At 58.1% G+C, this 26762-nt stretch carries 25 protein-coding genes, 1 tRNA gene and 3 pseudogenes; 15 read left to right on the top strand and 14 right to left on the bottom strand.

The window, feature by feature from the left end:
- Positions 1-14: 14 nt before the first annotated feature.
- The 10 genes and pseudogenes from glgA to HX790_RS22250 all read right to left on the bottom strand — a co-directional run bounded on the left by glgA (position 15) and on the right by HX790_RS22250 (position 10056).
- On the bottom strand, positions 15-1571 hold the full coding sequence (gene glgA, locus HX790_RS22210; RefSeq protein WP_169986213.1) for a glycogen synthase GlgA: 1557 nt from the start codon (positions 1569-1571) through the stop codon (positions 15-17).
- A 603-nt stretch (positions 1572-2174) separates the two neighbouring features.
- Positions 2175-3125: a D-2-hydroxyacid dehydrogenase family protein gene (locus tag HX790_RS22215; protein ID WP_176992152.1), complete on the bottom strand. Its 951-nt coding sequence runs from the start codon at positions 3123-3125 to the stop codon at positions 2175-2177.
- Between the two features lie 26 nt (positions 3126-3151).
- Entirely contained in the window at positions 3152-4168 is a 1017-nt protein-coding gene (locus HX790_RS22220; protein WP_099549670.1) for an alpha/beta fold hydrolase, read from the bottom strand.
- Between the two features lie 44 nt (positions 4169-4212).
- On the bottom strand, positions 4213-4656 hold the full coding sequence (locus tag HX790_RS22225) for a YqaA family protein (RefSeq protein WP_017138910.1): 444 nt from the start codon (positions 4654-4656) through the stop codon (positions 4213-4215).
- A 3-nt stretch (positions 4657-4659) separates the two neighbouring features.
- On the bottom strand, positions 4660-5106 hold the full coding sequence (locus HX790_RS22230; RefSeq protein WP_138453598.1) for a DUF411 domain-containing protein: 447 nt from the start codon (positions 5104-5106) through the stop codon (positions 4660-4662).
- A gap of 112 nt (positions 5107-5218) precedes the next feature.
- Positions 5219-5677 (bottom strand): SRPBCC family protein, encoded by a 459-nt coding sequence (locus HX790_RS22235; RefSeq protein WP_017138908.1) that lies wholly within the window; start codon positions 5675-5677, stop codon positions 5219-5221.
- Between the two features lie 90 nt (positions 5678-5767).
- The gene (locus HX790_RS29915; protein WP_370589404.1) at positions 5768-6613 is read right to left on the bottom strand and encodes a methyl-accepting chemotaxis protein; all 846 of its coding nucleotides are present in this window, start codon (positions 6611-6613) and stop codon (positions 5768-5770) included.
- 15 nt (positions 6614-6628) lie between these two features.
- A pseudogene (locus HX790_RS29920) lies at positions 6629-7762 on the bottom strand (cache and HAMP domain-containing protein); the annotation flags it as partial.
- 161 nt (positions 7763-7923) lie between these two features.
- Positions 7924-8820, bottom strand: coding sequence for a calcium-binding protein (locus HX790_RS22245; RefSeq protein ID WP_080593797.1), 897 nt, complete (start codon positions 8818-8820; stop codon positions 7924-7926).
- A gap of 324 nt (positions 8821-9144) precedes the next feature.
- The gene (locus HX790_RS22250; RefSeq protein WP_176992154.1) at positions 9145-10056 is read right to left on the bottom strand and encodes an AraC family transcriptional regulator; all 912 of its coding nucleotides are present in this window, start codon (positions 10054-10056) and stop codon (positions 9145-9147) included.
- Positions 10057-10158: 102 nt separating this feature from the next.
- On the opposite strand from HX790_RS22250, the gene HX790_RS22255 reads away from it, so the two are divergent.
- The 5 genes from HX790_RS22255 to HX790_RS22275 are packed head-to-tail and all read left to right on the top strand — an operon-like array spanning position 10159 to position 14563.
- Positions 10159-10719: a carboxymuconolactone decarboxylase family protein gene (locus HX790_RS22255; protein WP_099549676.1), complete on the top strand. Its 561-nt coding sequence runs from the start codon at positions 10159-10161 to the stop codon at positions 10717-10719.
- Between the two features lie 38 nt (positions 10720-10757).
- Positions 10758-11819 carry an acyl-CoA dehydrogenase family protein gene (locus HX790_RS22260; protein WP_169986208.1) on the top strand — a complete coding sequence of 354 codons (1062 nt, stop codon included), beginning with the start codon at positions 10758-10760 and terminating at the stop codon, positions 11817-11819.
- Positions 11816-12619, top strand: a complete 804-nt coding sequence (locus tag HX790_RS22265; protein WP_176992155.1) for an ABC transporter ATP-binding protein — start codon at positions 11816-11818, stop codon at positions 12617-12619. The genes HX790_RS22260 and HX790_RS22265 overlap by 4 nt, the downstream gene beginning before the upstream one ends.
- Positions 12606-13805, top strand: coding sequence for an ABC transporter substrate-binding protein (locus tag HX790_RS22270; RefSeq protein WP_176992156.1), 1200 nt, complete (start codon positions 12606-12608; stop codon positions 13803-13805). The genes HX790_RS22265 and HX790_RS22270 overlap by 14 nt, the downstream gene beginning before the upstream one ends.
- An 11-nt stretch (positions 13806-13816) precedes the next feature.
- Positions 13817-14563 carry an ABC transporter permease gene (locus tag HX790_RS22275; protein ID WP_370589405.1) on the top strand — a complete coding sequence of 249 codons (747 nt, stop codon included), beginning with the start codon at positions 13817-13819 and terminating at the stop codon, positions 14561-14563.
- A 47-nt stretch (positions 14564-14610) separates the two neighbouring features.
- Here the strand turns inward: HX790_RS22275 and HX790_RS22280 are convergent, their stop codons facing one another.
- On the bottom strand, positions 14611-14754 hold the full coding sequence (locus HX790_RS22280) for a hypothetical protein (RefSeq protein WP_017138899.1): 144 nt from the start codon (positions 14752-14754) through the stop codon (positions 14611-14613).
- A gap of 172 nt (positions 14755-14926) precedes the next feature.
- Between HX790_RS22280 and HX790_RS22285 the strand changes: the two genes are divergently transcribed.
- Entirely contained in the window at positions 14927-15121 is a 195-nt protein-coding gene (locus HX790_RS22285; RefSeq protein WP_017138898.1) for a hypothetical protein, read from the top strand.
- A 27-nt stretch (positions 15122-15148) separates the two neighbouring features.
- On the opposite strand, the gene HX790_RS22290 is transcribed toward HX790_RS22285, so the two are convergent.
- Positions 15149-15526 (bottom strand): fe2+ zn2+ uptake regulation protein, encoded by a 378-nt coding sequence (locus tag HX790_RS22290; protein ID WP_176992157.1) that lies wholly within the window; start codon positions 15524-15526, stop codon positions 15149-15151.
- A 239-nt stretch (positions 15527-15765) separates the two neighbouring features.
- On the opposite strand from HX790_RS22290, the gene HX790_RS22295 reads away from it, so the two are divergent.
- The 3 genes from HX790_RS22295 (at position 15766) to HX790_RS29925 (ending at position 19040) form a co-directional block, all read left to right on the top strand.
- Positions 15766-18045, top strand: a complete 2280-nt coding sequence (locus HX790_RS22295; protein WP_176992158.1) for an acylase — start codon at positions 15766-15768, stop codon at positions 18043-18045.
- Positions 18046-18257: 212 nt separating this feature from the next.
- Positions 18258-18331, top strand: a tRNA-Cys gene (locus HX790_RS22300).
- Between the two features lie 292 nt (positions 18332-18623).
- Complete coding sequence (locus tag HX790_RS29925) at positions 18624-19040, top strand: hypothetical protein (protein WP_176992159.1); 417 nt, start codon at positions 18624-18626, stop codon at positions 19038-19040.
- Here HX790_RS29925 and HX790_RS22310 read toward each other — a convergent pair.
- Positions 19020-19982: a LysR family transcriptional regulator gene (locus HX790_RS22310; protein WP_017138895.1), complete on the bottom strand. Its 963-nt coding sequence runs from the start codon at positions 19980-19982 to the stop codon at positions 19020-19022. The genes HX790_RS29925 and HX790_RS22310 overlap by 21 nt on opposite strands.
- A 111-nt stretch (positions 19983-20093) precedes the next feature.
- Here HX790_RS22310 and HX790_RS22315 point away from each other — a divergent pair.
- The 6 genes and pseudogenes from HX790_RS22315 to HX790_RS22335 form a co-directional block, all read left to right on the top strand.
- A pseudogene (locus HX790_RS22315) lies at positions 20094-20171 on the top strand (hypothetical protein); the annotation flags it as partial.
- 121 nt (positions 20172-20292) lie between these two features.
- Complete coding sequence (locus tag HX790_RS22320; RefSeq protein ID WP_017138894.1) at positions 20293-21597, top strand: serine hydrolase; 1305 nt, start codon at positions 20293-20295, stop codon at positions 21595-21597.
- Between the two features lie 338 nt (positions 21598-21935).
- Positions 21936-22688, top strand: a complete 753-nt coding sequence (locus HX790_RS22325) for an alpha/beta hydrolase (RefSeq protein ID WP_017138893.1) — start codon at positions 21936-21938, stop codon at positions 22686-22688.
- 311 nt (positions 22689-22999) lie between these two features.
- Positions 23000-23938 carry a DUF481 domain-containing protein gene (locus tag HX790_RS22330; protein WP_256349293.1) on the top strand — a complete coding sequence of 313 codons (939 nt, stop codon included), beginning with the start codon at positions 23000-23002 and terminating at the stop codon, positions 23936-23938.
- 116 nt (positions 23939-24054) lie between these two features.
- A pseudogene (locus tag HX790_RS29635) lies at positions 24055-24210 on the top strand (kinase); the annotation flags it as partial.
- Positions 24211-24355: 145 nt separating this feature from the next.
- A complete protein-coding gene (locus HX790_RS22335) occupies positions 24356-25336 on the top strand; it encodes an MBL fold metallo-hydrolase (RefSeq protein WP_236447893.1) in 981 nt (326 codons plus the stop codon).
- Positions 25337-26098: 762 nt separating this feature from the next.
- On the opposite strand, the gene HX790_RS22340 is transcribed toward HX790_RS22335, so the two are convergent.
- Positions 26099-26740 carry a hypothetical protein gene (locus HX790_RS22340; RefSeq protein WP_176992161.1) on the bottom strand — a complete coding sequence of 214 codons (642 nt, stop codon included), beginning with the start codon at positions 26738-26740 and terminating at the stop codon, positions 26099-26101.
- Between the last annotated feature and the right edge of the window lie 22 nt (positions 26741-26762).

The following is a 26762-nucleotide window of genomic DNA, read 5'->3' on the forward strand; positions in this document are numbered from 1 at the left end:
CAACAACCAAAAAATTACTTCGTAGGTTTCCCCAGGGCCTTGGCCACCAGTTGCTCGTATAGCTCGGCGTAGGGTTCCACCGCCTGGCACCAGTTGAACGGTTGGGTCATGGAGCGGCTGCGCATGGCGTTAAGCAGGCCTTTATTGGCAAACACCCTGAACGCGCGGCTCAGTGCTTCTTTATAGCTCTCGACAGTGGACTCATTGAACAGGAAGCCGGTGACGCCATTTTCGATGGTGTCCGCCAAGCCGCCGGTATTGCGCGCCACCGGCAGCGAGCCGAAACGCTGGGCGTACATCTGGCTCAAGCCACACGGCTCATAGCGCGAGGGCATCAGCAGGAAATCGCTGCCGGCGAACATGCGCCGTGCATCGGTTTCGTTGAAGCCGATGCGCACCCCGACCTGGCCAGGAAAGCGCAGGGCGAGTTCGCGCATGGCGTGTTCTTCTTCCGGCTCGCCACGGCCGATGATGGCGATCTGGCCACCGTTCTCGACAATAAAGCTGCTGACCGCTTCGGTCAGGTCCAGGCCTTTTTGGTACACCAGCCGTGATACCACCGCGAACAGCGGGCCGCTGGACTCGTGCAGGCCGAACAGTTCGCGCACATGGGCGGCGTTCACCGCCTTGCCTTCCCAGTCGCCAATATTGAAGTTATGGGTCAGATGCGTGTCGGTGGAGGTTTCCCAGCTTTCGTCGATGCCATTGGGAATCCCGCTGAGCAGGCCTTGCTGGGTCTTGCTGGCGAGGAAGCCGTCGAGGCCACAGCCGAATTCCGGGGTGGTGATTTCCTGGGCGTAGGTCGCACTCACGGTGGTGATATGGCTGGAATACGCCATGCCCGCCTTGAGGAACGACATCTTGCCGTAGAACTCCATGCCTTCCTGTTGCAGGGCATGGGGTGGAATGCCCAATTCCGGGGTCGACGCCAGGCTGACCACACCTTGATAGGCGAGGTTATGAATGGTGAACAGCGTGGGGGTGCGCGACCCACGCCAGTGCATATAAGCCGGCGCCAGGCCAGCCGGCCAGTCATGGGCGTGCACCAGGTCCGGGCACCAGTGGATCTGCGCCAGGTTGGCGGCCATGTCGGCGGCGGCCAGGCCCAGGCGAGCGAAGCGGATATGGTTGTCCGGCCAGTCGCGGCCATTGTTGGCGCCGTAGGGCGTGCCTTCACGCTCGTAGAGCTCGGGGCAGATCAGCACATAGATAACCAGGCCATCCTTGAGGTCCATGCGCCCGATCTTGCACGGCGGCAGCGCTGCGTGCCCGCCCAGCTCGCCAATGATATGGATCGGGTTGTCACTTTCCATTACCTGCGGGTAGCCCGGGATCAACACGCGCACATCATGCAGGTGCGCCATGGCGCGGGGCAGGGCAGCGGAGACGTCGCCCAGGCCGCCGGTTTTCACCAGGTCGGCGAATTCGGACGTCACAAACAGGACTTTCTTACGATTAGGGTTCTGACTCACGATCGGCCGCACAGTGTTGGGCAGGTCGGCCAACGAAGTCGGTCCCCCTGCCGGCTGACTAAAACGCTCTCCCTGAGTATCGACTGCAGCACTGATCATAGTTCTCTCCTACATGTTTGGTCGGCTGATGGCCCGCTGCCATCGGCTCCGATTGGCCACATCCTGCGGCCAGGCGCACAAGCACAGTACAAGCTGGCAAGGCGTATGCCAGTTGCACCCATTGCGAAAAAAGAGTGGATGGACGGGCGTTCGGCTGAAGCGCCTGCGCTCGTCTCCCTTAAAAACTTGACCTGCGGCAGAGTTGTAAAGTTTCGATTTTTTGCGGGGTTTTTGTTTTGAAACGGACCCATCGGTCATCAGTCTAGGACAGATCCCAGAGACTGTACGGTTTCTAGGGGTTTTTTGTAGGACAAAAAACTTGTAACGATATGCACCGTTCGGAACTTGCGGTGATTCTGGGAGAACGGCGGGTAATTGAAGTGAAAAGAGCTGGTGTGGCGAGCAGGCTTGTTGTGGCGAGCAGGCTTGCCCTGCGTTGGAGCGCGCAGCGCTCCCAAATCGCTCAATCGGTGCATCAGATAGACCGGGTGTGCTCATTATGGGGCTGCTGCGCAGCCCAACGCAGGGCAAGCCTGCTCGCCACAACAAGCTTGCATGCCACAACAAGCCTGAATGCCAAGACAAGCTTGCTTGCGATGCCGCTTATAGGCTGCGAATCGGCGTCCCGCTGGCCCAGGCCTGAATGTCCTCGATCATCTGCTGATAAAACTGCCGATAATTCTGTTCACTCACATACCCGACGTGGGGCGTGGCCAACACATTCGGCAAGCGCCGGAAGGGATGATCAACCGGTAGTGGCTCTTCGCTATACACATCCAATGCGGCCCCCGCCAGTCGCCCGGCCGATAACGCCTCGATCAGCGCCTGCTCATCCACAATCGGCCCACGTGAGGTATTGACCAGGCGCGCACTCGGTTTCATCCAACCCAGCGCCTGCGTATCCACCAGGCCGCGACTGCGCTCACTGAGTACCAGATGCACGCTCAGAATATCCGCCTGTTCGAACAACTCACGCTTGCTGACCCAGCTCACACCCGCCTCTGCGGCCCGCTCCGGCGTAAGGTTCTCGCTCCAGGCAATCACGCGCATGCCAAATGCCTGGCCAAACTGCGCAACCTTCTGGCCGATGCTGCCCAGTCCGAGAACCCCCAGGGTTTTGCCATACAGATCGCCACCCAGCCCGACCAGCCAGCCGCCGGCGCGCAGTGAGTTGGCTTCGGCCAGCAGGTTGCGGGTCGAGGCCATGATCAGCGCCCAGGTTAACTCCGGCGCCGCCTGCTTGTAGCTGTCGGTGCCGCACACCTGGATGCCCAGGGCTTTAGCCGCGGCAATGTCGATGGCCGCGTTGCGCATGCCGCCGGTCACCAGCAGTTTCAGCTTGGGCAGGCCTTGCAACAGGGCCTGATCGAAGGTCGAGCGCTCGCGCATCAGGCAAATCACGTCGAACCCCTGCAAACGTTCAACCATCGTGACGGTATCGGCGGGGTAATCGTGCAGAAAATGCACCTGGCCCACCGCCGCCAATGCCGACCAATCCACCACACCACTGGCCACATTCTGCCAATCATCAATGACTGCGATCTGTACCGACATTCAGAAGTGCCTCGAAAAAGGTTGGATTAAAGGGCGTTTAACCCCTGTAACAGTGCCTTATGAAACTGCGCCGGTTCTTCCATCTGCGGTGCGTGGCCCAGGCCCGGGAACTCCACCAGGGTCGCATGGGGGATCAGCTTGGCCACCTGCTTGCCCAGCACGTCGTAGTGACCGAGCCTGGCCTTGACCGCCGGCGGCGCGATATCACTGCCAATGGCGGTGGTGTCGGACGTGCCGATCAACAGCAGCGTGGGCATCTGCAAATCCTTGAACTCGTAGTACACCGGCTGGGTGAAGATCATGTCGTAAATCAGCGCCGAGTTCCATGCGACCTGGGTATGGCCCGGTCCATTATTGAGGCCGGCAAGCATGTCGACCCAACGTTCGTATTCCGGCTTCCAGCGCCCGACGTAGTAAGTGTTGAGTTCATACTGGCGAATGCCTTCGGCGCTGAGTTTCAACTCGCGCTCATACCACTGGTCGACGCTGCGATACGGTACGCCCAAGGCTTTCCAGTCTTCCAGGCCGATGGGATTGACCAGTGCCAACTGCTCGGTTTGTTGCGGATACAGCAGTGCATAACGGGTGGCGAGCATGCCGCCGGTGGAATGGCCGATGAGGGTGGCCTTCTGAATGCCGAGTTTCTCCAGCAGTTGGTGGGTGTTGATCGCCAGTTGCTGGAAGCTGTACTGGTAGTGGTCCGGTTTGCTGGAGGTGCAAAACCCGATCTGGTCCGGCGCGATCACACGGTAACCCGCTTCGCTCAAGGCCTTGATCGAATCTTCCCAAGTGGCGCCGCAAAAGTTCTTGCCGTGCATCAACACCACGCTGCGGCCATTGGCACGGCCCTTGGCGGGCACGTCCATATAACCCATGTGCAGGGTTTTGCCTTGGGACTGGAAACTGAAATGTTCGACCGGGTGAGGGTATTGAAAGCCTTGCAGCTCGGGGCCATAGGTCGTGGCAAGGGGAGCAGCGGCGAGGGCGGGAGCGGCGCTCGCCGTGAGCAGGCCGGTGATGCAAAAGGCGCGGATTAGAGACATGAACAGGGCTCCGGAAGGAATGCCCGGATGCTGTTGCGAGGGGATTAAGTGGGGATTAACACCCAGTGCAGGGTCAGCGCCGCCAGCACGCCATAACGCAGGCTCTTGGCCAGCGTGACCAACAGCAAAAACCGCCACAGCGGTTCGCGCATTACCCCAGCGACCAAGGTCAGCGGGTCACCGATGATCGGCACCCAACTGAGCAATAACGTCCAGTGCCCCCAGCGTTCGTAATGGCGACTGGCCTTGTCGAGTTGCTTTGCGCTGACTGGAAACCAGCGGCGATCCTTGAAGTGTTCAACCCAGCGGCCCAGCCACCAATTGACCACCGACCCCAGGACATTGCCCACCGTCGCAATACCCAGCAGCAGCCACAGGCTATAGTGGCCGCTGAGCAATAAGCCAACCAGCACGGCTTCCGATTGCAGTGGTAACAAGGTTGCTGCGCCAAAGGCGGCAAAAAACAGCCCCAGGTAACCGGCGAGCATTAATCAGTGGGCCGGGTAGTCAGCCACCACCACATCCTGTCCGTCGCGCGTCAGGCCGATGACCTGGTAGGCCTCGCGCCGCTCACCCATTTCCATACCGGGCGAGCCCATGGGCATGCCGGGCGCGGCAATGCCTAGCAGATCATCACGTTTGCGCAGTGCCAGCACCTGCTCGGCGGGCACATGGCCTTCGACGAACTTGCCGTCGATCACGGCGGTATGGCACGAGCCCAGGCGCGGCGCTACGCCCAGGCGCTGCTTGACGGCGCTCATATCGGCTTCGACATGGTCATTAACCTTGAAACCGTTGGTTTCAAGGTGACTGATCCATTTTTTGCAGCAACCGCAGTTGGCATCGCGGTGCACGTCGATTGGGATCAGGTCGGCCGCCTGGGCCAGTGTGGTGGTGAACAGGGCGCAAAGTAGGGCCAGTCGCAGGGGGTTTTTCATGTGGGGCTCGTGGGCAAGAGGACGGCGTCGGGATTTTGCGGCGATCATGACGACGTCATCGCAGGCAAGCCAGCTCCCACAGGGTGAGAGGGGTGGCAGTAATGTTTCTAAATTATACGAAAGCCGCGTTTTCAAGGCGGTGCTTGAGTTGGTCCAGCGCAATGGTCGACAGGTCGATCATGCGCGCGTGCAAGGTGGCCAATTGCAATTCGGTCTCGTAGGTGAGCACCCGTTTGAACAGCGTGCCGCCACGGTGGGGTTGCAGGAAGTAGTGAATCGAACCGTCTACCGCGAGGGAGGTGAACACGGTCTTGAATTCACTGGGGCGGCGGGCGATTTGTACGCGATAGCTCATGGGGACGCGCACGCCCAGCAGGTCGATGATTTCGGTAAAGCGCGTGCCGGCCGGCAGTGAGCCGGTGGTGCCGGTGTCGGCACTCAGGGAGGTGGGGTGCCACTCGTGCCAGCGATCCGGCTGGGTCACATAGTCGTAGATGACCTCGATTGGCGCCTGGATGAAGCGTTCCTGACTGATCCGCTCCAAGCGGGCCGAATGCTCAGCTGCATGCATGACACACCTCCTGTGTGGCGAGAGTTTGTCCTGAGAACTGTCAGAATAGTCCCACTCCCGCGCATTGCACGGGAGTGTCTCAGTCTTTTATCAGCGCACCTTGAAGCGGCCCATCAATGCAATGACCCGGCCATTGGCATCCAACAGGCTCTGAGTGTTGGTTTGGGTGGCGTGGCCACTTTCTACCAACTCATCGACCATCTGTCGGATCTGCACCATGCTGCGGTTGATCTCCTCGGTCACCGCGCTTTGCTGCTCGGCCGCCGTGGCGATCTGGGTGCTGAGGTTATTGATATGGCTGACGGAACCGGCCATCTCATCCAGCCCGGTGTTCACCCGTGCCGTGGCATCCGCCGCCGACTGGCAACTGGCCTGGGTGTTTTCCATGGCCGCCACCGACGAACTCACGCCGGTGGTCAGGCGCGCGAGCATCTCGTTGATCTGCGAGGTGCTGGCCTGGGTCCGTGCCGCCAGCGCCCGTACTTCATCGGCCACCACCGCAAAACCACGGCCTTGCTCGCCAGCCCGCGCTGCTTCAATGGCTGCGTTAAGGGCCAGCAGGTTGGTCTGGCCGGCAATCGCGCCGATCACGCCGAGGGTTTCGGTGATGCGTGCAGCGTCCTGGCGCATGGCCTCCACGGTGTGGGTGGCGCTGGCGACTTCGCCGATCAAGGCGCTGACACTGGTGGACGCTTCGCCCACCACCACGCGGGAGCGGTCGGCATGCTCGTTGGCGCGCTGGGTGAACGAGGCGGTTTCCGCCGCGTTTTGCGCGACGGTGTCGGCAGTCGAGCTCATTTGCGTGATGGCGGTGACGGTCTGGTCGGTCTCCGAGGCGTGGCGCACCAGGATCTGGTTGGTGTGGGCCGATGTCTGCTGCAGTTGCGCCAGGCTCGACGACATGGCGCCCGTGGCCTGGGTCACTTCACCAATCATGTTCTGCAAGTAGACGATAAAGTGGTTGACCGAATGGCCGATGGCGCCCAGTTCGTCTTCGGCGCGAATGGTGATGCGTCGCGTCAGATCGGCGTCGCCGGCTGACAAGGCATCGATATTGGTCTTCAACGACTTCATGCGCTGCACCAGTTGGCGGATCGCATAGGCGGCCAGCAGCACCAGCAGCAACACCATGGGAATTTGCAGCAGGGCCAGGCTGCCGAGCACGTCATCACGCTGGGCAGTGATCAACGAGGTCGGCAGGGCGGTGGCGAGGAACCACGGCGTGCCCTCGATCGGGCGCAGGTAGAAGGTGCTGGCCACGCCCTGGTTGTCGAACTCGTTACGCACAAGCCCTTGGTCACGATGGGCCAGTGCTTTACTCACTTGGGCGGCAAACGCCGAGGTGCTGGCCAGCTCGCTGATGTTCTTCAACACCACCGGGCCGCTGATGCGCGAACTGTTGCTGATGATCTTGCCGTCGCCTTCAACGATCAGCATCTGGCCGCCGATGTCTTTTTCCTTGCTGGCCACCAGCTCATTGAAGAACCCCAGGGTTACGTCAATGGTGGCCACGCCATAGGCTGCGCCATCGCGCTGAATGGCCATGGCACAGTTGGTGCGTGGCTCCTGGCTGGCGTCGTCCTTGTAGGCGGCGGCCCAGGCGCACTGGCCGCGCGGCGAGGCGAGGCCGCCTTTGTACCAGCTCTGGTCGTAGTAGTTGGGCGCAGCGTCGCTGTTCCAGAACGTGTTGACCGCCAGTTTGCCCGACGCATCACGGTGCCAGAAGGTGCTGAACTTGTTGCGCCCTGGAGCGCGCTGGTTGGGCAGTGGCCAGATACCGCCGCCGAAGACTTTCAGCTCGCCATACTGGTCCACCAGGCCGGGCAGCACCTTGTCGATGGCATCGCTGTCGAGCAGGGGAATGGTTTGGGTGATGCTACGTTGTTGGGCTTGAACCTTGTTCAGTTCGCCCTGGATGCGCTCAGCCACTTCGGCGACGCGGTTGAGCACCACCTGTTCTTCGGTATGGCGCAGCGTGGGGGCCACCAACTGGCCGATACCGACAACGGTCAACACCAATATCAGCAGGACGAACAGCACCAGAAACAAGGTGTAGCGGGTTTGGATGGAGCGCAGAGGGGGCATGGGATCGTCCTTACGAAGCGTTATTATCGACGCGGCTTTGTTAGAGCTTCGTAGGGCTATCGGCTTGGAGAGAAGGAGCTTTAGGTACGATGGTGCAAAGTGAGTGGGCAACGGTGACCTTGCCGGTGTTCGCCACTGCAAGGTCACCCCTTGAGCTGACCTTATTGGCCAGTGGTGCTCGGTTTCACCTCAGTGAAAGCCGAGCCTTGCGTGGTGTCGAAGTGATCATTGGCGCCAGCGAAAATACGGTCCTTGCTCCGATTATTCCGAATGCGGTCATTACCTTCGCCGGTGAAGAACGACGTACGGTCATGCCCCACCAATTCGTCGTCGCCGCCTTCTCCGTGCAGGTAGTTGTCCCCACTCCCACCCAAGAGCGTGTCGTCGCCGGGACCACCATTGAGAAGGTTCCATTTATGCGCGCTGCTGAACCCGGCCTGGAGGTGGTCGTCGCCAGCCTCGCCGAACAGAATGGTAGGGCCGCTGCCGCCGTACAGCCTGTCGTTGCCGTCGCCACCTTGTGCAACGCCAAAGCCACTGCCCAAGCGCAGCGTATCGTTGCCGTCTTGCCCAAGGAGTCCGGTCGGGCCTGCGCCGGCCTGGAGTCTGTCGTCACCATCACCCCCCTCGATTAACACGTAATGCTTGACGTCATCCTCGACGATAACTGTGTCATTACCGCCATTGGTCTTGATCAACAGGTTGTTGTTCAAGCTTTGTTGGGGTGGGATATCGACCACATACGACTGTCCGTTGACGATGAACTGCAACTTGTCACCTGGCCAGCTGCGCACGCGAATGATGTCGTCGTCGTTACCGGTTTCCACCTTAAGTTGATTGGCAACAATCTTAGGTTTACCGGGGTACGCCGTGCTCCAGGTGATTTCGCGGCTAAAGGTCACATCGCCTTTTTGGAGCAGTATGTGTGTCCTGACGTCTCGCGCGCCCGGTGACAGGTCGGCGGGTGGATCATAGGGTGAAGGTTTGGGCTTGACCGGCTCGACGCTTGGCACAAGGTGACGCGCGGTTGCTGGGGCGTGAGCGTAGGGAGAGAGCATGGTGATGTCCTTCTCGATAACCAAGGTATAAACCTGACCGCATGTCAGGGCTCCTCTTACGTGGGCGATCGATGCAAGAGCGTTCCTGGCAACCGCGTAGAGCTTGCGACTGGATATGTCGTTCGTCCGGTGATGATCGGCCGTAGAGGGTCAGACCAGGTAGCGCTTGCGCAAAGGCCGGTCCATTTCACGACTGCAGGTATAAACAGGAAGCCTCTCACATCGCCTAAAACGGTCGGATCGCAATACACCACCGCCGCGTCGGCACGTGAGCCGGGCCTGTTGTGTGGTGCGTTCTCATGCGATTTCCAGCTTCCCTGTTTGCTAATTCCGCCATTGACCTTTGCGATAAGCCCCAGGCTGCTGGCCGGTGGTCTTGTAGAACGCCCGAGTAAACGCTGCCACCGACTGATAACCCACCGCCAGTGACACATCGGCCACGGTCATGTCTTCTTTGAACAAGCGGCAGGCATGGCGCATGCGCATCATCAACAGCACCTGCCCCGGCGATTGCCCGCACAGCTCGCTGAAACGCTTGAAAAATGCCGAGCGCGACAAACCGGTGCAGGCTGCCATGCTTTCCAGGGTCCATGGGTCTGCCGGTCGGGCGATCAATTGCTCGAGCAACTCGGCGAACGCCGGTTGTCGGCCCAGTGCCGCCAGACCGCCCAGTTCGCTGTTATCGATGACTTGCTGACGCAGCACATACAGAAACAATAAATGGCACAAACGCTCGAGCAATGCCGAGGAGGGCGCCGGGACGCGCTCGCACTCTTGCAGGATCAATTCGAACAAATTACGCGCAGCAGTAAGCGATGGGTCGCCGGCGCGCAGGATGATCCAGGCGGGCAAGCCGTCGACGATCATCGCCGACAAACCGGAATGGAAGTGAAAAAAACCGCAGACCAGGCCGACGCCATCGTCGGCGTTGCGGTCCAGCGCCAGCATCGGTCGGCGCGGGCATTCCTGCGCTGCCGCGGCCGTGGCCTCGCCAGACAGCCGATACTCGAGGTCACGCAGCAGAAACACCGCATCACCATTATTCAGGTGATGGGGAAGGGGTTCGCCGTCAATATGCAACCAGCATTGGCCCTGCACAATCAGGTGGAAACTCGCGCTGGCCAGCCCATGGGTGCTGGCATGCCACGCGCCGCAATAGCGGCCGACATGGAACAGGCTGGTGTTGAGTTCGAGGCTGTCTAATAACCAATCAACGAGCGCACTGGACGAATTCATCTAACGGAAAGACTCTAGAGCAAGTAATCGCTACTTTAGCCTATTGAGGCGTTTTTTTATAACCAACAGACTTAGGCGATGAACCCATCAGGAGACCACTCCATGTCCCGTGTACCGTTGCTCACCCCCGAAACCGCTCCGGAAGCGGCCAAGCCCTTCCTGGAAAATGCGCTCAAAGGCTCGGGTTTCATTCCCAACCTGCTCGCCGTGTTGGCCAATGCACCGGCGGCGCTGGAAACCTACATCACCGTGTCCGGGCTCAACGCCAAGTCTGAGCTGAGCCTGGCCGACCGCGAAGTGGTGCAGCTGATTGCCGCCACCACCCACGGCTGCGATTTCTGCGTGGCCGGCCATACCGCCGTGGCGCGCAATAAAGCCAAGCTGCCCGAAGACGTGATTGACGCCCTGCGCCAGCGCGGTGAATTGCCCAACGCCCGTTATGAGACACTCGCCGCGTTCACCCGCGAAGTGATCGCCACCCGTGGCGATGTCAGCGACGCGGGTTTTGAAGCGTTCCGCGCCGCCGGTTATACCGAGGGCCAGGCGCTGGAAGTTATTTTGGGCGTCAGCCTGGCAACCCTGTGCAACTTCGCTAACGTGTTTGCCCGTACCCCGCTGAACCCGGAGCTGGCGCAATACCGTTGGGAAAAACCGGCAAGCTGAATCGGCGATGGTCCACCTGCTGTAAAAAGGAGAAACGAATGCTTGACCCTATCTTGAGCCGTTGGCTCGATGTTCAAGCGCAGGCCCTGGATGTGGGCAGTTGCGATCCACAGGAAGTGCTGCCAAGGCTGGCAGAGTCGAATGTATTAAGCATTGGCGTGCCCAAGGCGCTGGGCGGCTTGGGCGGTGATGTGACGGGCGCGGTGGAAGCCATTGCCAACGTGGCCAGCCATTCCCTGGCGGCGGCGTTTGTGTGCTGGGGCCAGCGCTCTTTTATCGAATATTTGTTGCAGAGCCCGAATGAGCGGCTGCGCGAGCAACTGTTGCCGGACCTGCTCAGCGGCAAGCTGGCCGGGGCGACCGGGCTGTCGAACGCGATGAAATTTTTGTCCGGCATCGAGACCCTGCAAATCAGCGCGGAGCCGACCGAGGACGGGTGGACCCTTAATGGCCGCCTGCACTGGGTGACCAACCTGCGCAAGAACGGTTTTGTTGCGGCGGCGGCGATTGAGCATGCCGGCGGCGGCGCGCCGTTTATCCTGGCCATCCCGGATTCGGTCGCAGGGCTGCAGCGTTCGCGTGACCTGGAACTGATGGGCCTGCAATCGAGCAATACCGCGGCCCTGGGCCTGGAAGGCGTGGAGCTGAGCCGCGACTGGTTGCTGCATGAAGATGCACGCAAGTTTCTGCCGGCGGTGCGCCCGGCGTTCCTGGGTTTGCAGTGCGGCATGTCCATTGGCCTGGCGAGGCGCTCACTGGCGGAAGTGGCCAACCATTTGGGCTCCTCACGCACGGTGTTGCGTGACGAGCTGGAAGCCTTGCGAGCGACCCTCGATCACCTGGTCACAGAACTTAAAGGCGGCCTGTTGGCCGGTCGTTTTGCCGTCGAGCCGGTGCCCTTGTTCAAACTGCGCATCGCCCTGGCCGAAACCGCCGCCAGCGCGGTGCAGCTGGAACTGCAAGCCAGTGGTGGCAAGGCCTACCTCACAGCCCATGGCAGTGGCTTTGCACGGCGCTGGCGCGAGTCGGCCTTTGTGCCGATCGTGACGCCAAGCCTGGTGCAACTGCGCACCGAGCTGCACCGTCAGGCCAACCTATGAGTCAGGCGGTACTGAGCGCCGAGGGTATTTGCCTGGGCTATGCCAGTGGGCCGGTGTTGCAAGGGTTTGATTTGCAGCTGCAGCCGGGCGAAGTGGTGTCGATTCTCGGCCCCAGCGGCGTGGGTAAATCCAGCCTGTTGCGCGTGCTGGCCGGTTTGCAGGCGCCGCAGGGCGGTAGCGTGCAGGTGCTGGGCGAGCCGCTGGCCGGGCCGCATCCACGGGTGGCAGTGGCGTTTCAAGACCCCAGCCTGTTGCCCTGGCTGAACCTGGAAAAGAACGTCGCCTTTGGCCTGGATTTCGCCCGTCAGCCGCACTTGAGCCTTGAGCAGCGCCGCCAGCGCGTCGACCACGCCATTGCGGCGGTCGGCCTGGAACATGCGCGCCAGCAGTTTCCAGCGCAGTTGTCCGGCGGCATGGCCCAGCGCACCGCGTTGGCCCGTTGCCTCGCCCGCCAGCCGCAGGTGTTGCTGCTGGATGAGCCGTTCGGCGCGCTGGATGAAGTCACCCGCGCCGACATGCAGCGCCTGCTGCTCAAGGTCAATCGCGAGCAGGGTTCGGCGGCGGTATTGATCACCCACGACATCGACGAAGCGCTGCTGCTATCCGACCGCATCCTGCTACTGGGCAACCGCCCGGCGCGGACCTTGGGCGAATGGCGCATCGATTTGCCGCAACCGCGCGAAGAGCAGGTTGAAGCCATCGGCGCGTTGCGTATCGAGATTCTGAAAACCTTACGGCAGGCGAGCCGCCCTCAACCCAACCTCATTGATCAACAGGAGTTTTCACATGTGTCTGGATGACCTTACGCACTCGCGCCGTGACTTTCTCAAACTCTCGGCGGTGCTCAGTGCCGCCGGTGCCTTGCCGCTGCTCAGCAGCCTGCAAGCCCGCGCCGCCAGCGAGCCGGACGCGCCTGTACGCATCGGCTATTTGCCGATCACCGACGCCACGCCCTTGCTGGTGGCGCATAACAACGGTTTGTTCGAGGCCGAAGGCATCAAGGCCGAGCGCCCGGTGCTGTTGCGCAGTTGGGCGCAGGTGATCGAGGCGTTTATTTCCGGGCAGGTCAACGTGATTCACTTGCTGTCGCCGATGACGGTATGGGCGCGCTACGGCAGCAAGGTGCCGGCCAAAGTCGTGGCCTGGAACCATGTCGGCGGTTCGGGCCTGACGGTTTCGCCGGGCATTACCGAGGTGAAGCAATTGGGCGGCAAGTCGGTGGCGATTCCGTTCTGGTACTCGATCCACAACGTAGTGGTGCAGCAACTGTTCCGCGACAACGGCCTCACGCCAGTAGCGCGTGCCGCCGGGGCTGCGATTGCGGCCAATGAGGTCAACCTGATCGTGTTGCCGCCTTCGGATATGCCGCCGGCATTGGCGAGTAAACGCATTGACGGCTACATCGTCGCCGAGCCGTTCAACGCCCTGGCGGAAAACCTCAAGGTCGGCCGCGTGCAGCGCTTTACCGGCGATGTGTGGCGCAACCACGCCTGCTGCGTGGTGTTCATGCACGAGTATGACCTGACCAACCGCCCGGAGTGGTCGCAGAAGGTGGTCAATGCCATCGTCAAGGCGCAGGTGTGGACTCGCGAGAACCGCGAAGAGGCGGTGAAGCTGCTGTCCAAGGACGGCCCGAACCGCTATACACCGCACGCCGAGCCGGTGTTGAGCAAGGTGCTGGCCCCGGCCGCCGCCGACCGTGCCGCGTACCTGGCTGACGGCGCGATCCAGCATGCCAACTGGGACGAGCATCGCATCGACTTCCAGCCGTACCCATTTCCCAGCTACACCGAGGAATTGGTACGGCGCTTGAAGGACACTTTGATCGAAGGCGACAAGAAATTCCTCGCTGACCTGGACCCAACGTTCGTGGCCAAGGACCTGGTGGACGACCGCTTCGTGCGCAATGCCATCGAATCCGTGGGCGGCATGAAAACCTTCGGTTTGCCCGACGGTTACGAACGGCACGAGGAGATCGGCGTTTGAACAACGGCAGAATCCCTGGCTGGTGGCTGGGGCTGAGTGGTTTGGCCGGCTTGCTGTTGCTGTGGTGGTTGGGCGTGAAAGTGTTTGGCGACGCCGATGGCTTGTCGGCGCGCTTTTCGCTGGCGGCAACGGCAAGCAGCTTGTGGGAATTGCTCGGGCGCAGCGAGCTGTACCTGCACATCGCGGTGAGCCTGAAGCGCATATTCGTTGGGCTGTTTCTGGCCTTGTTGGTCGGTGTGCCGTTGGGGCTGCTGGTGGGCAGTTCGCGCAACCTGGAGGCCGCCACCACACCGGCGTTCCAGTTTCTGCGGATGATCTCGCCACTGTCCTGGATGCCCATTGTGGTGATGTTGATGGGCGTGGGTGACCAGCCGATTTACTTCCTGCTGGCGTTTGCGGCGGTGTGGCCGATCATGCTCAACACCGCCGCTGGTGTACGCCAGTTGGACCCGCGTTGGTTGCAACTGAGTAAAAGCCTCAGCGCCACGCGCTGGGAAACCCTGCGACGGGTGATCATTCCCGGCGTAGTCGGGCATGTGTTGACCGGCGTGCGCCTGGCCATTGGCATTTTGTGGATCGTGCTGGTGCCGTGCGAAATGCTTGGGGTGAGCGCGGGGCTGGGGTATTACATCCTCGACACGCGTGACCGCCTGGCGTATTCGGAGTTGATGGCGATGGTGGTGGTGATCGGCTTGCTGGGGTTTGCGCTGGATGCCTTTGCGCGCTGGCTATATCAACGTTGGGTGCACGCAGGCTGACTGCAGGCGTCTCGCTTTGCTCACTGCAAAGCGAGGCGCGCGTGGTGTCAGCGACGCTCGTAGCCAGGGCCGCCATCGTAGCGATGGTCGTGGTCGTGCCAGCCGCCACCGCCGCCACGTGGGAAAAAGAAGCAGCCGCTCATGGTCAACATGATCAGCAATGGAATCAACAGTGTGATTCGACGGAGCATTTTCAAATCCTCTAAAGTACCGACAGGTTCAATCAGGCGCGGAACAAGCCAAAATTTCTCAGCGCCTGTAACATATGACCCTGCCGAACCGGTGCCATCCCCGTAACCGGGTATGTGCTTGGCATGCTCGGCGATACAAAGTGGATACATTCTTAAGCTTCAGGAACCCGTCATGACCCAAAAGCAACGTTTGAAATATTCGATTCTGATCGCCCTGACAGTACTGGCGTCGATGTTTGGCCTGTCTTATCTGCAAAACACCGGCGTGATCAGCGAAAAAACGTTCCAGTACCTGGCGATTGCGATTGCCGTCGTGGTAGTGGTGATCAACGGCATCATGCGTCGCAAGGTCAAGCCTCACTTCTGATGCCTGCTGGAGCGCCGAGCGAAAGCGTCAGGCGCGACGGTCGAGCACTTTGGCAGCCTCTGCATGGAGGCTGTAGCTCTTATCGGCATTGAGGGTGATCACGCCCTCGCTGCACAGGCGCTTCAGCACCTCGCGCACACTGAGAAACGACAACGGAATGCCCAGCTCCAGCAAATGGCTGTGCACGCCGCGCACGCCCAATGTGCGCTGGTTGTCGGCAGCAGTGAGGAGGGCGTCAATGACCTTCAGCCGGATCAGGCTGGTGCGCAAACCGAAGCACTTGAGCAAATGGCGGATACGCTGGTTGCCGTGCTCCGGCGCTTTGCCGAACGCTTGTGCGCCGCCGCCGTAATTGGCGTCGGCAGCCGGTGAATGTCCATCCATGGGCGGTTGCGGGTTGTACATGCAAAAAACTCCTTATCAGAGCCTGATCAGGAAAATGATGGCGCTCTTATTTGAATAAGACGAACGAGCGAGCGAAATCATGAAGTCCTGGATGTAGAAATTTTGTCGGTATCCGCTTTGTCACACGTCGACCGCCCTTAAAAAACACCCGCTGCGGCTAAATTATTCCCGGTTGCCTGCGTTCTTACGGTGGGGTCGTTGCCCCCTGTAAGGGTGTCCAAATTGACTGTGGAGCTTGCGTGATTATTTCCAACCGGTTGTCCAAGGCGTGCGTGGCAGGGCTGTTGCTGGGGCTGAGCCTGAATGCTTCAGCGCGTGAACAGGTGACACAGGCTTCAGCCGATATTCGCCGCACCACCTTCGGCGTGCCGCACATCCGCGCCAATGATGAGCGTGGCTTGGGTTACGGTATTGGTTACGCGTATGCGCAAGACAACCTGTGCCTGCTGGCCAATGAAGTGGTCACGGTGAACGGCGAGCGTGCGCGGTTTTTCGGCCCGGACCAGGCGACCCTCGAAGAGCGCAACAACCTGGCCAGTGATGTGTTTTTCAACTGGCTGAATACGCCCCAGGCGGTTGCCGCATTCTGGAAGGCGCAAACCCCACAGATGCAGCAGCGCATCGAAGGCTATGTCGCCGGCTACAACCGTTATCTGAAAGAGCAGGGCGCACCGACCCAGTGCCACGCCACCTGGGTGCGCCCGTTGGTCGTGGAAGACCTGGTCAAGCTGACCCGCAGGCTGCTGGTGGAAGGCGGTGTCGGCCAATTCGCCGAAGCCCTGGTCGGCGCCACGCCGCCTAACGCGACTGCCGCTGTGCCGTCGAGCATGAAGGCCTTTGAACTGGCAGCAGCCAATCAACAACGCTTCAGCCTCGACCGTGGCAGCAACGCCGTGGCCGTGGGCCGTGATCGTTCATTTAATGGCCGTGGCATGCTGCTGGCCAACCCGCATTTTCCGTGGGTCGGTGGCATGCGTTTTTATGAGATGCACCTGACCATCCCGGGCCAACTGGACGTGATGGGCGCAGCACTGCCGGGTTTGCCGGTGATCAATATCGGCTTTAACCAGCACGTGGCCTGGACCCACACGGTGGACACGTCCAAGCATTTCACGCTGTATCGACTGACCCTCGATCCCAAGGATTCCACGCGTTTTCTGCTGGATGGGAAATCCATCGCTATGGAGCATCGTGCGGTGAAGGTCCAAGTCAAACAACCCGATGGCAGCCTCAAAGAGGTCACTCATACGGTCTACAGTTCGCAATTCGGCCCCGTGGTGCAATGGCCCGGCAAGCTCGACTGGGACAGCCACTACGCCTTCAGCCTGCGCGACGCCAACCTGGGTAACGACCGCGTGCTGCAACAGTGGTACGCGATGAACCGCGCCACCAGCCTTAAAGACCTGCAAACCTCGGTGCACACCCTGCAAGGCATACCGTGGGTCAATACCGTGGCCGCCGACGACCAGGGCCAGAGCCTCTACATGAACCTGTCGGTGGTGCCCAACGTCAGCGCCGCCAAACTGGCGCAATGCAGCGACCCTCGCGCGGGCCTGCAAATGATCATGCTCGACGGCGCCCACAGCGCCTGCGCCTGGGACGTTGACCCGCGTGCAGCGCAACCGGGCATCTTCGCTGCCGACCAGTTGCCGCAATTGCAGCGCACCGACTACGTGCAACACTCCAACGACTCGGCGTGGCTGGCCAACCCCAAGGCGCCACTCAACGGCTTCTCCCCGGTGATCAGCCAGGACCACATCGGCCTCGGCCCGCGCGCACGCTTCGCCGTGCAACGCCTGCAATCCCTGGAGAAGCAACCGATCAGCGTGGCCGACCTGCAAAACATGGTCATGGACAACGAGGTGTATCTCGCCGGACAAGTCATGCCAGACCTGCTCGAATATTGCGCCAAACATCTGGGCACTGACGCCGCCGCGCTGCAACCGTTGTGTACCAGCCTGAAAGCCTGGGACCAGCACGCCAACCTCGACAGCGGCATCGGCCTGGTGCATTTCATTAACCTGGTCGAACACCTGCAACAAATCCCCGACGCCTGGCGCGTCGCCTTCGACCCGGCGCAGCCGTTGACCACACCCCGTGGCCTGGCCATCGACCGCATCGAGGTGGCCAAAGCCCTGCGCGAAGCCATGCTGGCCTCCAGTGAAGAGGTCGGTAAACTCAAGGCCACCCGCTGGGGCGACATCCAGGTCAGCGGCCAAACCCCCATGCACGGCGGCCCGCAACAGCTGGGCATCTACAACGCCATGCAAACCGTGCCCCGCGCCGACGGCAAACGCGAAGTCGTCAGCGGCACCAGCTACCTGCAAATCGTCACCTTCGACGACAAAGGCCCCCAGGCACTGGGCGTGCTGGCCTTCTCCGAATCCAGCAACCCCGCATCCAAACACGCCAAGGACCAGACCCAAGCCTTCTCCGAGAAAAAGCTGCGCGCGCTGCCCTTCACCGAAGCCCAGATCAAGGCCGACCCGCACTATCAGCAGCAGCGCATCCAGGAGTAGGGCAGGCCCGCAACCCCTTGATGGCTATACGAAATATTTTTGAAATCAAGGGGTTGCAGGTAAAAGCAAATACGTACATAATGGCGCCCATCGAACGCAACGAAGCATTTAAAACTTCAATGCATTCAATGAGTTAGAGTAGAGGCAGGGTTTTACAGCCCACTCAAGTTTTTATGCGGTGAATGTCAGTAGTCAGGGCGTTGATCGTTTGAGGCCGAGTAGCAAAATGGTTATGCAGCGGATTGCAAATCCGCCTACGCCGGTTCGATTCCGACCTCGGCCTCCACTCTTGAAAACCCCGTAGATTAACGTCTACGGGGTTTTTATTGTCTGCGATTTGGTCATCGCTTCCGCAATTTTTCGGATCACTTCCGCAACACTGCCTTTTTTCGGGAAATTCAAGACGCCGTTATCGTTAGCCTCTCCTCGATTGGACGTGGGATTGTGCTTGAGACTAAGGAGCCTAAGCGCCCACAACGGCCGGAAGCGGTCATACGTAGCATCTGCTGGCTCATCCGAAGTCCAGACGCGTTTGTTATCAAGGTTGACGTTCGGATTCCATTGACGGCTCGGCGTTCTTGCAGGTCGTCGATAAAGCTACTCAGGCCGGATTGGATTCCGGCATCCTCCAAACGAAGACGGAGACGTTTTTCGGTCTTGCCCTGACCAATCAGCAAAAAGCCATTGTTCAAGTCGGTGGCTGCAATCTTGAGCACATCGGCGGGACGTTGGCCGGTCAGGTAGGCCAGATCCATCGCGTCCATGAACTCCTGTACCGCTTCCGCGTATACCGCGTTCCATACGGTTTCACCGGCATAATAGTCCCGTGGCTTTTCCTTGTTTCGGCGAACGTCAAAGCAAGGGTTTGCTTTGTCAGTCAGCCCTGCATACAACGGAGGGGAAAGAGAGAAAGTTCGGTTCTCATGCTGACCAGCGCTTCGTTTGCTCAGATGGAGCTCGACCGTAGTCTGAAGTTAGTCCGAGATGGCCGCTGACTGAGTTACGACAGGCAGGCGTTTTTCTGCCTCGTCGATAATCAGTGCGATGGTTTTTCTGGCGATGGGTGACAACGTACGGCCGGCATGAAACACGATGGTTTCCGGGATAGAGCGCAAATGTATGGGGATCGCAGGCTGGATTTTTTCGATTAGATCGATCAGCACGCCACTCTCCAAATCAGGCGCTAGCCAAGATTGCCAAGTGAGCAGTAGCGCGTCGCTAGTCAGCGTGGCCTGACGCAGGCAGTTCAGCTCATTGCATACCAACTTCCACGGCAGTAGTGTCGTCGAGGGCATTCCGAATAGCGCCCGGGCGTGCACGTCGTCCGTGGTCACAGCAGCCCACGGGTAGGCGAGTAGTTGCTGATGCGTCACCGGCTCGGCCTGTCGAGCCAGTGGGTGCTCGTGGCGACAGAAGATAGAGGCCGGTTGTGGCGGCAAACTCCGAACGTCAAAGCGTGGGTCTACCCCCTGCTCGACCCGCACGCTCGCTACGACAAACTCGATGTCTTCCTGTGCCAGTTGGTTGGCCAAGTGATGCCAGTAATTGACTTCAGGGGTCACCACCAGCTTGGGCGCGCTCTTGCGCAAGGCCAGCAGCACGTTGGGAAGGGTGGTGTTGGCGGTCATCATGCCGACGCCGAAGTTGAGTTCACCTCCCTGCCCCCCGGCGATGTCGCTGGCCTCCGCGACCAACTTGTCGGCGCACGCCAGCATCTCGCGCGCCCGAGCAATGAGCTGGTGACCAGCGCATGTCAGCGTCACTGAGCGGGTGTCCCGATCAAACAGGCGCACCTTTAGGTCTTTTTCCAGCGATTGGATGCTACGGCTGAACGCCGTCTGCGAAAGATGGGCTCGCTCCGCGGCCCGGGAGAAGTGCAGTTCCTCTCCAAGCAAGACCAGGTGACGAATTCGCTTCAAGTCAATTAAGTCGCTCAATGCATCAATCGCTCTTCATATTTGCATTGGACGGTTGTACCTCACTCCCAGAAAATTCGCCAGAGTTTGCGCTTGGCTGGCAACCTGTGCGTTTGCGTTTCGATGCCCTGAAACGATGACGGCCGGCTCAACTTTAAAAAGGGTGAGACCTTCTCGAAGATCTTCAAAGGCATTCACGACCTGCAATTGAGTACAGAGCTCCGTGTGATCTTGCGGCCTTAGGTCTAATTGGTTGCCGTGAACAGAAAAGGCCTGCTGGCCACCCGATTGCGACGCAATCCGAGTAATCAAGCGTGCGAAGGAGACTAAAATGCAAGTGAAAATAGACGCTCTGCAAACCTTGCCGGGCAGCGCTATAGCCCAGTCTGACGTCCAGCCGCAGTTCCTCAGCGCCGACGCCAGCGATCCGCAGGTCATAGGCTGGATGCAAGGTTCACCGCCGGTGCCGGAAAAGGTCGTGCGATTCAGCAACATCCTGCAGTTCCCCCAGACGCGCTGGTCGTTCTCGCATCTGCGCGAGCTGTTGCCAAGCGTGCAGGTCGCGCGTGGAAAGGGAGCAGCCAGCCCGTTACCTCGCGCCGAACGCGGAGACATCGACGCCCTGGTCTTCACCCTACTGGGCAGCGACCGCACTATGACCTGGGAACAGTCACTGAAGGCCAACTACACCGATGGGATCCTGGTACTGCACCGCGGGCAAGTGGTCTATGAACGCTACTTCGGCGCGTTGACTGATCAGGGCCAGCACATTGCCATGTCGGTCACCAAATCTTTTATCGGCACCTTGGCGGCGATGCTGGTCGAGGAAGGTAGTATCGACCCACAGGCGAAGGTCAGCCACTACGTTCTGGAGTTGAGGGACAGTGCATTTGGCGATGCCACGGTACGCCAAGTAATGGATATGACAGTCGGTGTTCGCTACTCGGAAGACTACGCCGACCCCAAAGCGGAAATCTGGGAGTACTTACGAGCCGCCCATATGACATCGCGACCGGAGGGATACGTCGGCGCAACCGCGGTGACCGAATACCTGATGAAACTGCGCAAAGAGGGCGAGCACGGTCAGGCCTTTGCTTACAAGACGGTCAATACCGACGTTTTGTCCTGGGTGATCCAGCGCGCGACGGGCAAACCCATCGCAGTCAATCTACAAGAGCGCATCTGGAGCAAGCTGGGGGCCGAGCAGGACGCCTACTTGATCGTCGATGAGGTGGGTACCGCGTTTACCGGTGGCGGTTTCAACACCTCGTTGCGCGACTTGGCCCGTTTCGGCGAGATGATGCGCCTGGACGGCAAGTTTAATGGCCAGCAGATAGTGCCCAAGAGCGTGATCGCGAATATTCGTGGGGGCGCCAGCCAGCAAGACTTCGCCAAGGCAGGCTATGAGCTGCTGCCAAACTGGAGTTATCGCAACATGTGGTGGGTGTCCCACGACACTCATGGCGTCTACTCGGCACGTGGGCTCCACGGACAAAGCATGTATATCGACCCCAAGGCGAAAATGGTCATTGTGCGTTATGCCTCGCACCCCTTGGCTAGCAGTTCGAACTTCGATCCGACTACCTTGCCCGCCTATCGAGCGGTGGCCAATCATCTGATGGCCAGCTCGCTATAGTGCGATGAAAAGCGGTAATAGCAGGCATTGGAGAGTGGGCGGCAGTGTTCCGCGATGTACCATTCGCCAATGTTGAGTCGTTTCGCAATAACGAATACTGCTTAGACCGGTTGACCAACGCTGGTTTGAACGATTACTTATTTTAATTTTTAATAATATTTATACTGGAATATATTGTGGGCTCGCTAACTAATCCTCAAGAATCTAGTTTTAGAAGTCGCGCACTTATAGCATATCTTTTGCTGGTCAGGCGAAAATCAGTTTATGGCTCCTTGGATAGAGTGCTGAAGAGTTTTCGGAAATCACGAGAGCAGGGCCCTGCAAGACCAACTATTAAAATGCAAAAGAAAATCTCCATCGAACTCCAAATGGTTGATGGTATCGAAGTCTACAGGCTAGCCCCTAAAGATGACCAAGCAAGCTCCAAACATATTTTCTATCTTCATGGTGGAGCTTACGTTTGGCCTATTACGTTTCTGCACTGGCGCTTTCTTCAAACGTTAGTCGAAAGATATGGCTATATTATCATAGTGCCGCTTTATCCCCTTGCACCAGAGACTAAATGTAAAACCGTTATTTTTCGCATGTTGTCTATATATAAGCTTGCTTGTTTTAACGCTCGATGTCACGCAATGAATGTAATGGGCGACTCAGCTGGCGGCGGCCTTGCAGTTGCCCTCTGCTTCGCGTTAACAGATATCGGATATGTGCAACCTACTAAGCTAGTATTGATCTGCCCTTGGATGGATGTCACGTTGAGTAACGAGTTAATTTCAAAAACCGAGAAGTCAGATCCAATGCTCTCCGCGAGAGGTTTAAGAGCGGCCGGCATGATGTATGCGGGAGATCTTGGTACGGACCACAACTACGTAAGTCCGATTAACGGAGATCCAGAAAATCTACCTCCGATCCTTATTTTCGCTGGCACCCGCGACATTATTCACCACGATGCAATTAATTTCTGTGAGAAAACGTTGGCGCTTGGAGGTGAGGTTCAGTTGCATATCGGGAGAGGAATGATTCACGTGTGGCCAATCCTTCCGATACCTGAAGCGAAACAAGCTATGGATAAAATAGCTTGTTTTCTTTAATGCTGGTATGAGCGTCAACTGTCAAGTAAATAAGTGATGCGCAGCAGTCCTGTATGATTTCGAATCGGTCAAGCTAAATAGCTCTATTTAGAAACTTAGATCTCGCGGCTAACGACGGCATTGAGATTGCGATGCTGACTTCACGCTGCAAAGCGAACGGAGGGCGGTTCTTCATAATGTAAAACACGGTAATTGTGACATATGGCAGGTTTCTCAAGCCCGGTGGGTTCGTCATGCGATTAACAGCGGTGATATTGTCGTGCTCTGTCTACGTGAGCGTTCTTTCACTGTGCGCATCTGCGGACAATGTAATGCTGAAAAATGGTGACCGTGTTAGCGGAGACATCATTTTGATGGAGGGCGCAAATCTTGTTCTGAGTACGAATTACGGAGGCGATATAACGATCAGTAAGGACCAGATTCAAACTTTGGAAAGCAAGCAGCCGCTCATGGTAAAGCAAGTGGGCCAGTTGCAAGGAACTGTTGAATCGATTCAAACCGGTCCGCAAGGCAACGTGCGAGTTGGTGTGGGCGTTGGTTTGAGTCTTGTCGACCTTAACAATATCGACCAGATTATGAAGCCCCAACCCAACCTCACGGCTGCAATTTGGAAGGGGAACATTGACCTTGCGCTTCATGCCGAAAAGGCTAAGGCAGAGAGTGAAAATGTTGAACTTGCGGCACAAACAAGTTTTGTCAGTGGCTCTTGGCGGCATAGCGCGACTGCTCACGTCCGCGAAGATGACGCAGAGGTTGCAAGTACGGCAAACTGGAGTGCCGAGTACTCCGTGGATCGTTTCCTAACCGATAACTGGCTTTGGGAAGGAGGCTTCAATTACAAAAAGGATCAGTTCGAAGACCTAATAACCAGTCGAAAAATTGGCACCGGTCCCGGTTACCAATTCTGGGACGATCAATTAGGCAAGCTTACCATCGTAGCGCTGTTGAATCGTATGCGTTTCGGGTACTCAGACGGTAGCAGTAGTACGTTTTACTTCACGTCTGCCCGCTGGGACTTCAAACGATATCTGGTTGGAAAAAAGTTTGAATTTTTTACATCGGGTGAGTTGGGAAGGCCACTCAGCGATATAGCATATTATGCTTATGACTCTGAGCTAGGCTTGCGTTACAGTGTCACGGAATGGGCTTCCTTAAATCTGAAATATGAACACGCGGTAGTCGCGGGTAAATCCGATAATAGCAACTTGGACAGTGCTAGATATACAGCCGGTTTTGGTGTGAATTGGTGATGAATATTTTGCATGCCTGGATGAGCGCCCAGTGCGACCTCGAGCCCGAAGGTTCGGCCATCAGCAAAGCAATCGATGACAGCCTGAAATTCTGGGCAGCGCTGTAGCGCTACTGCAAACATGGACACCAGCGCCGGGTAGTAACCAGGGAAATTGATATTCTTGGGCTGACTCCGCCGACCTGGCAATCTGGACTGGATTACGAATATGAGACGTGGGGAAACGATCCGTTTAATATAGACACAGTCTTGGCGTCATCGCAAAGTGTGATTGGCAAACGCTTACTTAGCGGGCGCTTACAGCGTAGCTTAATGCGTCTCGTCTTATATGAGGCGGGCAGCTTAGATAAAAAACTAGATCCGGCTATGGAGGGCAGCGATGCCTATCCATTTCAATATCAATATCAGGAGATGTAGCGTGAGTCGTAGCAAAAAAGTGTTGGGCTGTGCATTTGTTATGGCAGTGTTGGCAGGGACGCTCTGGGGGGCATGGAAATTCTCATCACCCTCGGTTCAACCCTTTGCTTCGCTAAGACCGCAAGTCGGTCAAGGATCTCCGGACTTGACGGTGCGTTTTCTGGGCGCTGGCACATTGAGCTTCGATGATGGGGAGACTGCGATCATGGAGGACGGTTTTTTCTCACGGCCAAGTATTTATTCGGTGCTACTGACGGCTATACAGCCTAATGAGCAGCGCATTGATGCAAGTTTGCGCAGCGCTGGCATTTCCAAGCTTGCAGCGATATTCGTCGCGCATTCGCATTACGACCATGTCCTGGACAGTGGCTTGGTTGCTCTCAAAACAGGCGCTACGGTATTGGGTACAGCATCGACTGCCAACGCCGTTATGGGTGCCGGATTACCTCCTGAGCGTATCAAGGTAATCAAAGACGGAGATTCTTTTTCGTTTGGTCAATTTCAAATCAAAGCCTTCGAGACCCCGCATTCACCACATCCCACCTCACCAGGCTTCATCGATCATCCGCTGCACACTCCTGCCCGGCAGGAGGATTTCAAAGTTGGCGAAAACTTCTCGTACCTGATTACTCATGGCAGCCGTCGTCTTCTGGTGATCGCCAGTGGTAATTACAGTCCAGGCAAGTTCAAGGATGTCAGGGCAGATGTGGTGTTCCTTGGCATCGGAACGTTAGGTAAACAAACCCCGGAGTTTGTCGCGCAATATTGGCAAGAGGCGGTTGTCCAGACGGGCGCTAAAATCGTGATCCCGATCCATTGGGATAATTTTTTTGAGCCCTTGGACCAACCGTTGACCGCTATGCCGCGCATATTGGACTCTTTCGATCAGAGCATGGGCATGTTGATACCCCTGGCACAACGGGACGCTGTGAAGGTGCAACTGCCTGTCGCTTTCGCCCCGATCGATCTAGATGCCTTGTAGCCATCGAATAGGCCGGCGACTCGGTTGGCCTAAAGAAGCCACCGGTAAATTAAGAAAACGCAAGGACCCGATTTTCTCAAAGAAATATGGGGGGAGTGATCTATGGCGCCCAAAAAATAGCCCCATGCGCTCGGTCTTGTGTCGGTTGCAGGCAGCAGGAATCAGCCAATTCCTGCTCTTCGTGAAGGAATGTTTTGGGCCGATAGCTGCCTGTCTTGCCGTTGTGTCGAGGGCCAGCTCAGGGAGTGGGTGAATCGACGGCGGCGATGCTGATCAGCCAAGATTGGAGCGAAAAACAGTTCCGCAATGAAAAATCAACGTCGCGCAAACAAAGGTCTCCGGCCGTTTAAATACATCACAAATGCGGAAAAGTAATTTATTTAACTAATTGATTTTTAGAGTTTTAATTGTGGATTGCAAATCCGCCTACGCCGGTTCGATTCCGACCTCGGCCTCCACTCTTGGAAGCCCCGTAGATCAACGGTCTACGGGGTTTTTTAATGCCTGCAATTTGAAAGCCGTTCCGCAACCCCGCGCATGGCTCGCGCATTTGCAGTCAAGCGAATGCGCGAGCCATGCGCGGCGGCTGCGGGGAGGCGGAGATATTCTTCTTTTGCCTGGCCAAAGGCGACCCGCAATTAAAACGCCAAAAGTACAGCCCCGATCCAACTCAAAAAATCGAAATCGACCAGCGCTGATGCTCTGCTGCCGAGAGAAGGGGCGGACCTATGTTCAGTGACATGAATCCATCCCTTTCTTTTGTTAAGCCGCCACCGCCATAGCAACCGGAGCGTACAGTGCTTGGCGTTCCAGAAGGCTCAGCAACTGCCAATTTTTCCCGACGCGTTTATACAGATCGGCGTTGTGTGGGATCTTCACCGTATTGAGCAGCCGCTGTTGGTAGCAGCCATACAGGTGTTTCAGAAAACCAGGTGGCATCACGATGTCTGTACTTGGCACATGGAACGAAATTGCCATGGGCCATTCTTTTTGACGAACGGACCCCAGCAGAGCAGGGCTGACGTCTTCAGGTTTGCCAATGGATACCCAGGTGGCGGGGTGTTTGCCATCCATCCAATGGGCGAACCATTCTGGCAGGCGCCCGCGCTTTGCCGGGTAGGGCATCAATACGCCAGCCTGCATTTTCTTGATCAGGTTTTCCCGAGTCAGTCGGTGGGTGATGCGCACGGTGGGAAGGCGATTTATTGCCTCCAGAAACGCTTTGTTATCAGCGAGTGCGCCAAGGTGCGCAGCCACGTGCATGATCATCACGATGAGCGCCAGAACCCCAAGGAAAAGCCAGAATTTAATCGACGGGTCAACACGGACGTAAAGGGGGAAGGCATAAACGACAGCGGCCAACGGAATGAACGCGCCAGTGCAATATAGAAATTTCTTGTTCACGCGGGGGCCTCAAAAGAAAAGC

Origin of the sequence: Pseudomonas sp. IPO3747, from assembly GCF_013385245.1 — a bacterium.
Taxonomy (GTDB): Bacteria; Pseudomonadota; Gammaproteobacteria; order Pseudomonadales; family Pseudomonadaceae; genus Aquipseudomonas; species Aquipseudomonas edaphica.

Excerpts from the sequence above, each read along its gene's own strand:
- HX790_RS22230 (WP_138453598.1), bottom strand. The coding sequence starts at position 5,106 with ATGAAAAACCCCCTGCGACTGGCCCTACTTTGCGCCCTGTTCACCACC.
- HX790_RS22285 (WP_017138898.1), top strand. The coding sequence starts at position 14,927 with ATGACCCAAAAGCAACGTTTGAAATATTCGATTCTGATCGCCCTGACA.
- HX790_RS22220 (WP_099549670.1), bottom strand. The coding sequence starts at position 4,168 with ATGTCTCTAATCCGCGCCTTTTGCATCACCGGCCTGCTCACGGCGAGC.
- HX790_RS22225 (WP_017138910.1), bottom strand. The coding sequence starts at position 4,656 with ATGCTCGCCGGTTACCTGGGGCTGTTTTTTGCCGCCTTTGGCGCAGCA.
- HX790_RS22260 (WP_169986208.1), top strand. The coding sequence starts at position 10,758 with ATGCTTGACCCTATCTTGAGCCGTTGGCTCGATGTTCAAGCGCAGGCC.
- HX790_RS22270 (WP_176992156.1), top strand. The coding sequence starts at position 12,606 with ATGTGTCTGGATGACCTTACGCACTCGCGCCGTGACTTTCTCAAACTC.
- HX790_RS22330 (WP_256349293.1), top strand. The coding sequence starts at position 23,000 with ATGCTGAAAAATGGTGACCGTGTTAGCGGAGACATCATTTTGATGGAG.
- HX790_RS22265 (WP_176992155.1), top strand. The coding sequence starts at position 11,816 with ATGAGTCAGGCGGTACTGAGCGCCGAGGGTATTTGCCTGGGCTATGCC.
- HX790_RS29915 (WP_370589404.1), bottom strand. The coding sequence starts at position 6,613 with ATGATTGGTGAAGTGACCCAGGCCACGGGCGCCATGTCGTCGAGCCTG.
- HX790_RS22325 (WP_017138893.1), top strand. The coding sequence starts at position 21,936 with ATGCAAAAGAAAATCTCCATCGAACTCCAAATGGTTGATGGTATCGAA.
- HX790_RS22290 (WP_176992157.1), bottom strand. The coding sequence starts at position 15,526 with ATGTACAACCCGCAACCGCCCATGGATGGACATTCACCGGCTGCCGAC.
- HX790_RS22255 (WP_099549676.1), top strand. The coding sequence starts at position 10,159 with ATGTCCCGTGTACCGTTGCTCACCCCCGAAACCGCTCCGGAAGCGGCC.
- HX790_RS22320 (WP_017138894.1), top strand. The coding sequence starts at position 20,293 with ATGCAAGTGAAAATAGACGCTCTGCAAACCTTGCCGGGCAGCGCTATA.
- HX790_RS22280 (WP_017138899.1), bottom strand. The coding sequence starts at position 14,754 with ATGCTCCGTCGAATCACACTGTTGATTCCATTGCTGATCATGTTGACC.
- glgA (WP_169986213.1), bottom strand. The coding sequence starts at position 1,571 with ATGATCAGTGCTGCAGTCGATACTCAGGGAGAGCGTTTTAGTCAGCCG.
- HX790_RS22235 (WP_017138908.1), bottom strand. The coding sequence starts at position 5,677 with ATGCATGCAGCTGAGCATTCGGCCCGCTTGGAGCGGATCAGTCAGGAA.
- HX790_RS22215 (WP_176992152.1), bottom strand. The coding sequence starts at position 3,125 with ATGTCGGTACAGATCGCAGTCATTGATGATTGGCAGAATGTGGCCAGT.
- HX790_RS22250 (WP_176992154.1), bottom strand. The coding sequence starts at position 10,056 with ATGAATTCGTCCAGTGCGCTCGTTGATTGGTTATTAGACAGCCTCGAA.
- HX790_RS22245 (WP_080593797.1), bottom strand. The coding sequence starts at position 8,820 with ATGCTCTCTCCCTACGCTCACGCCCCAGCAACCGCGCGTCACCTTGTG.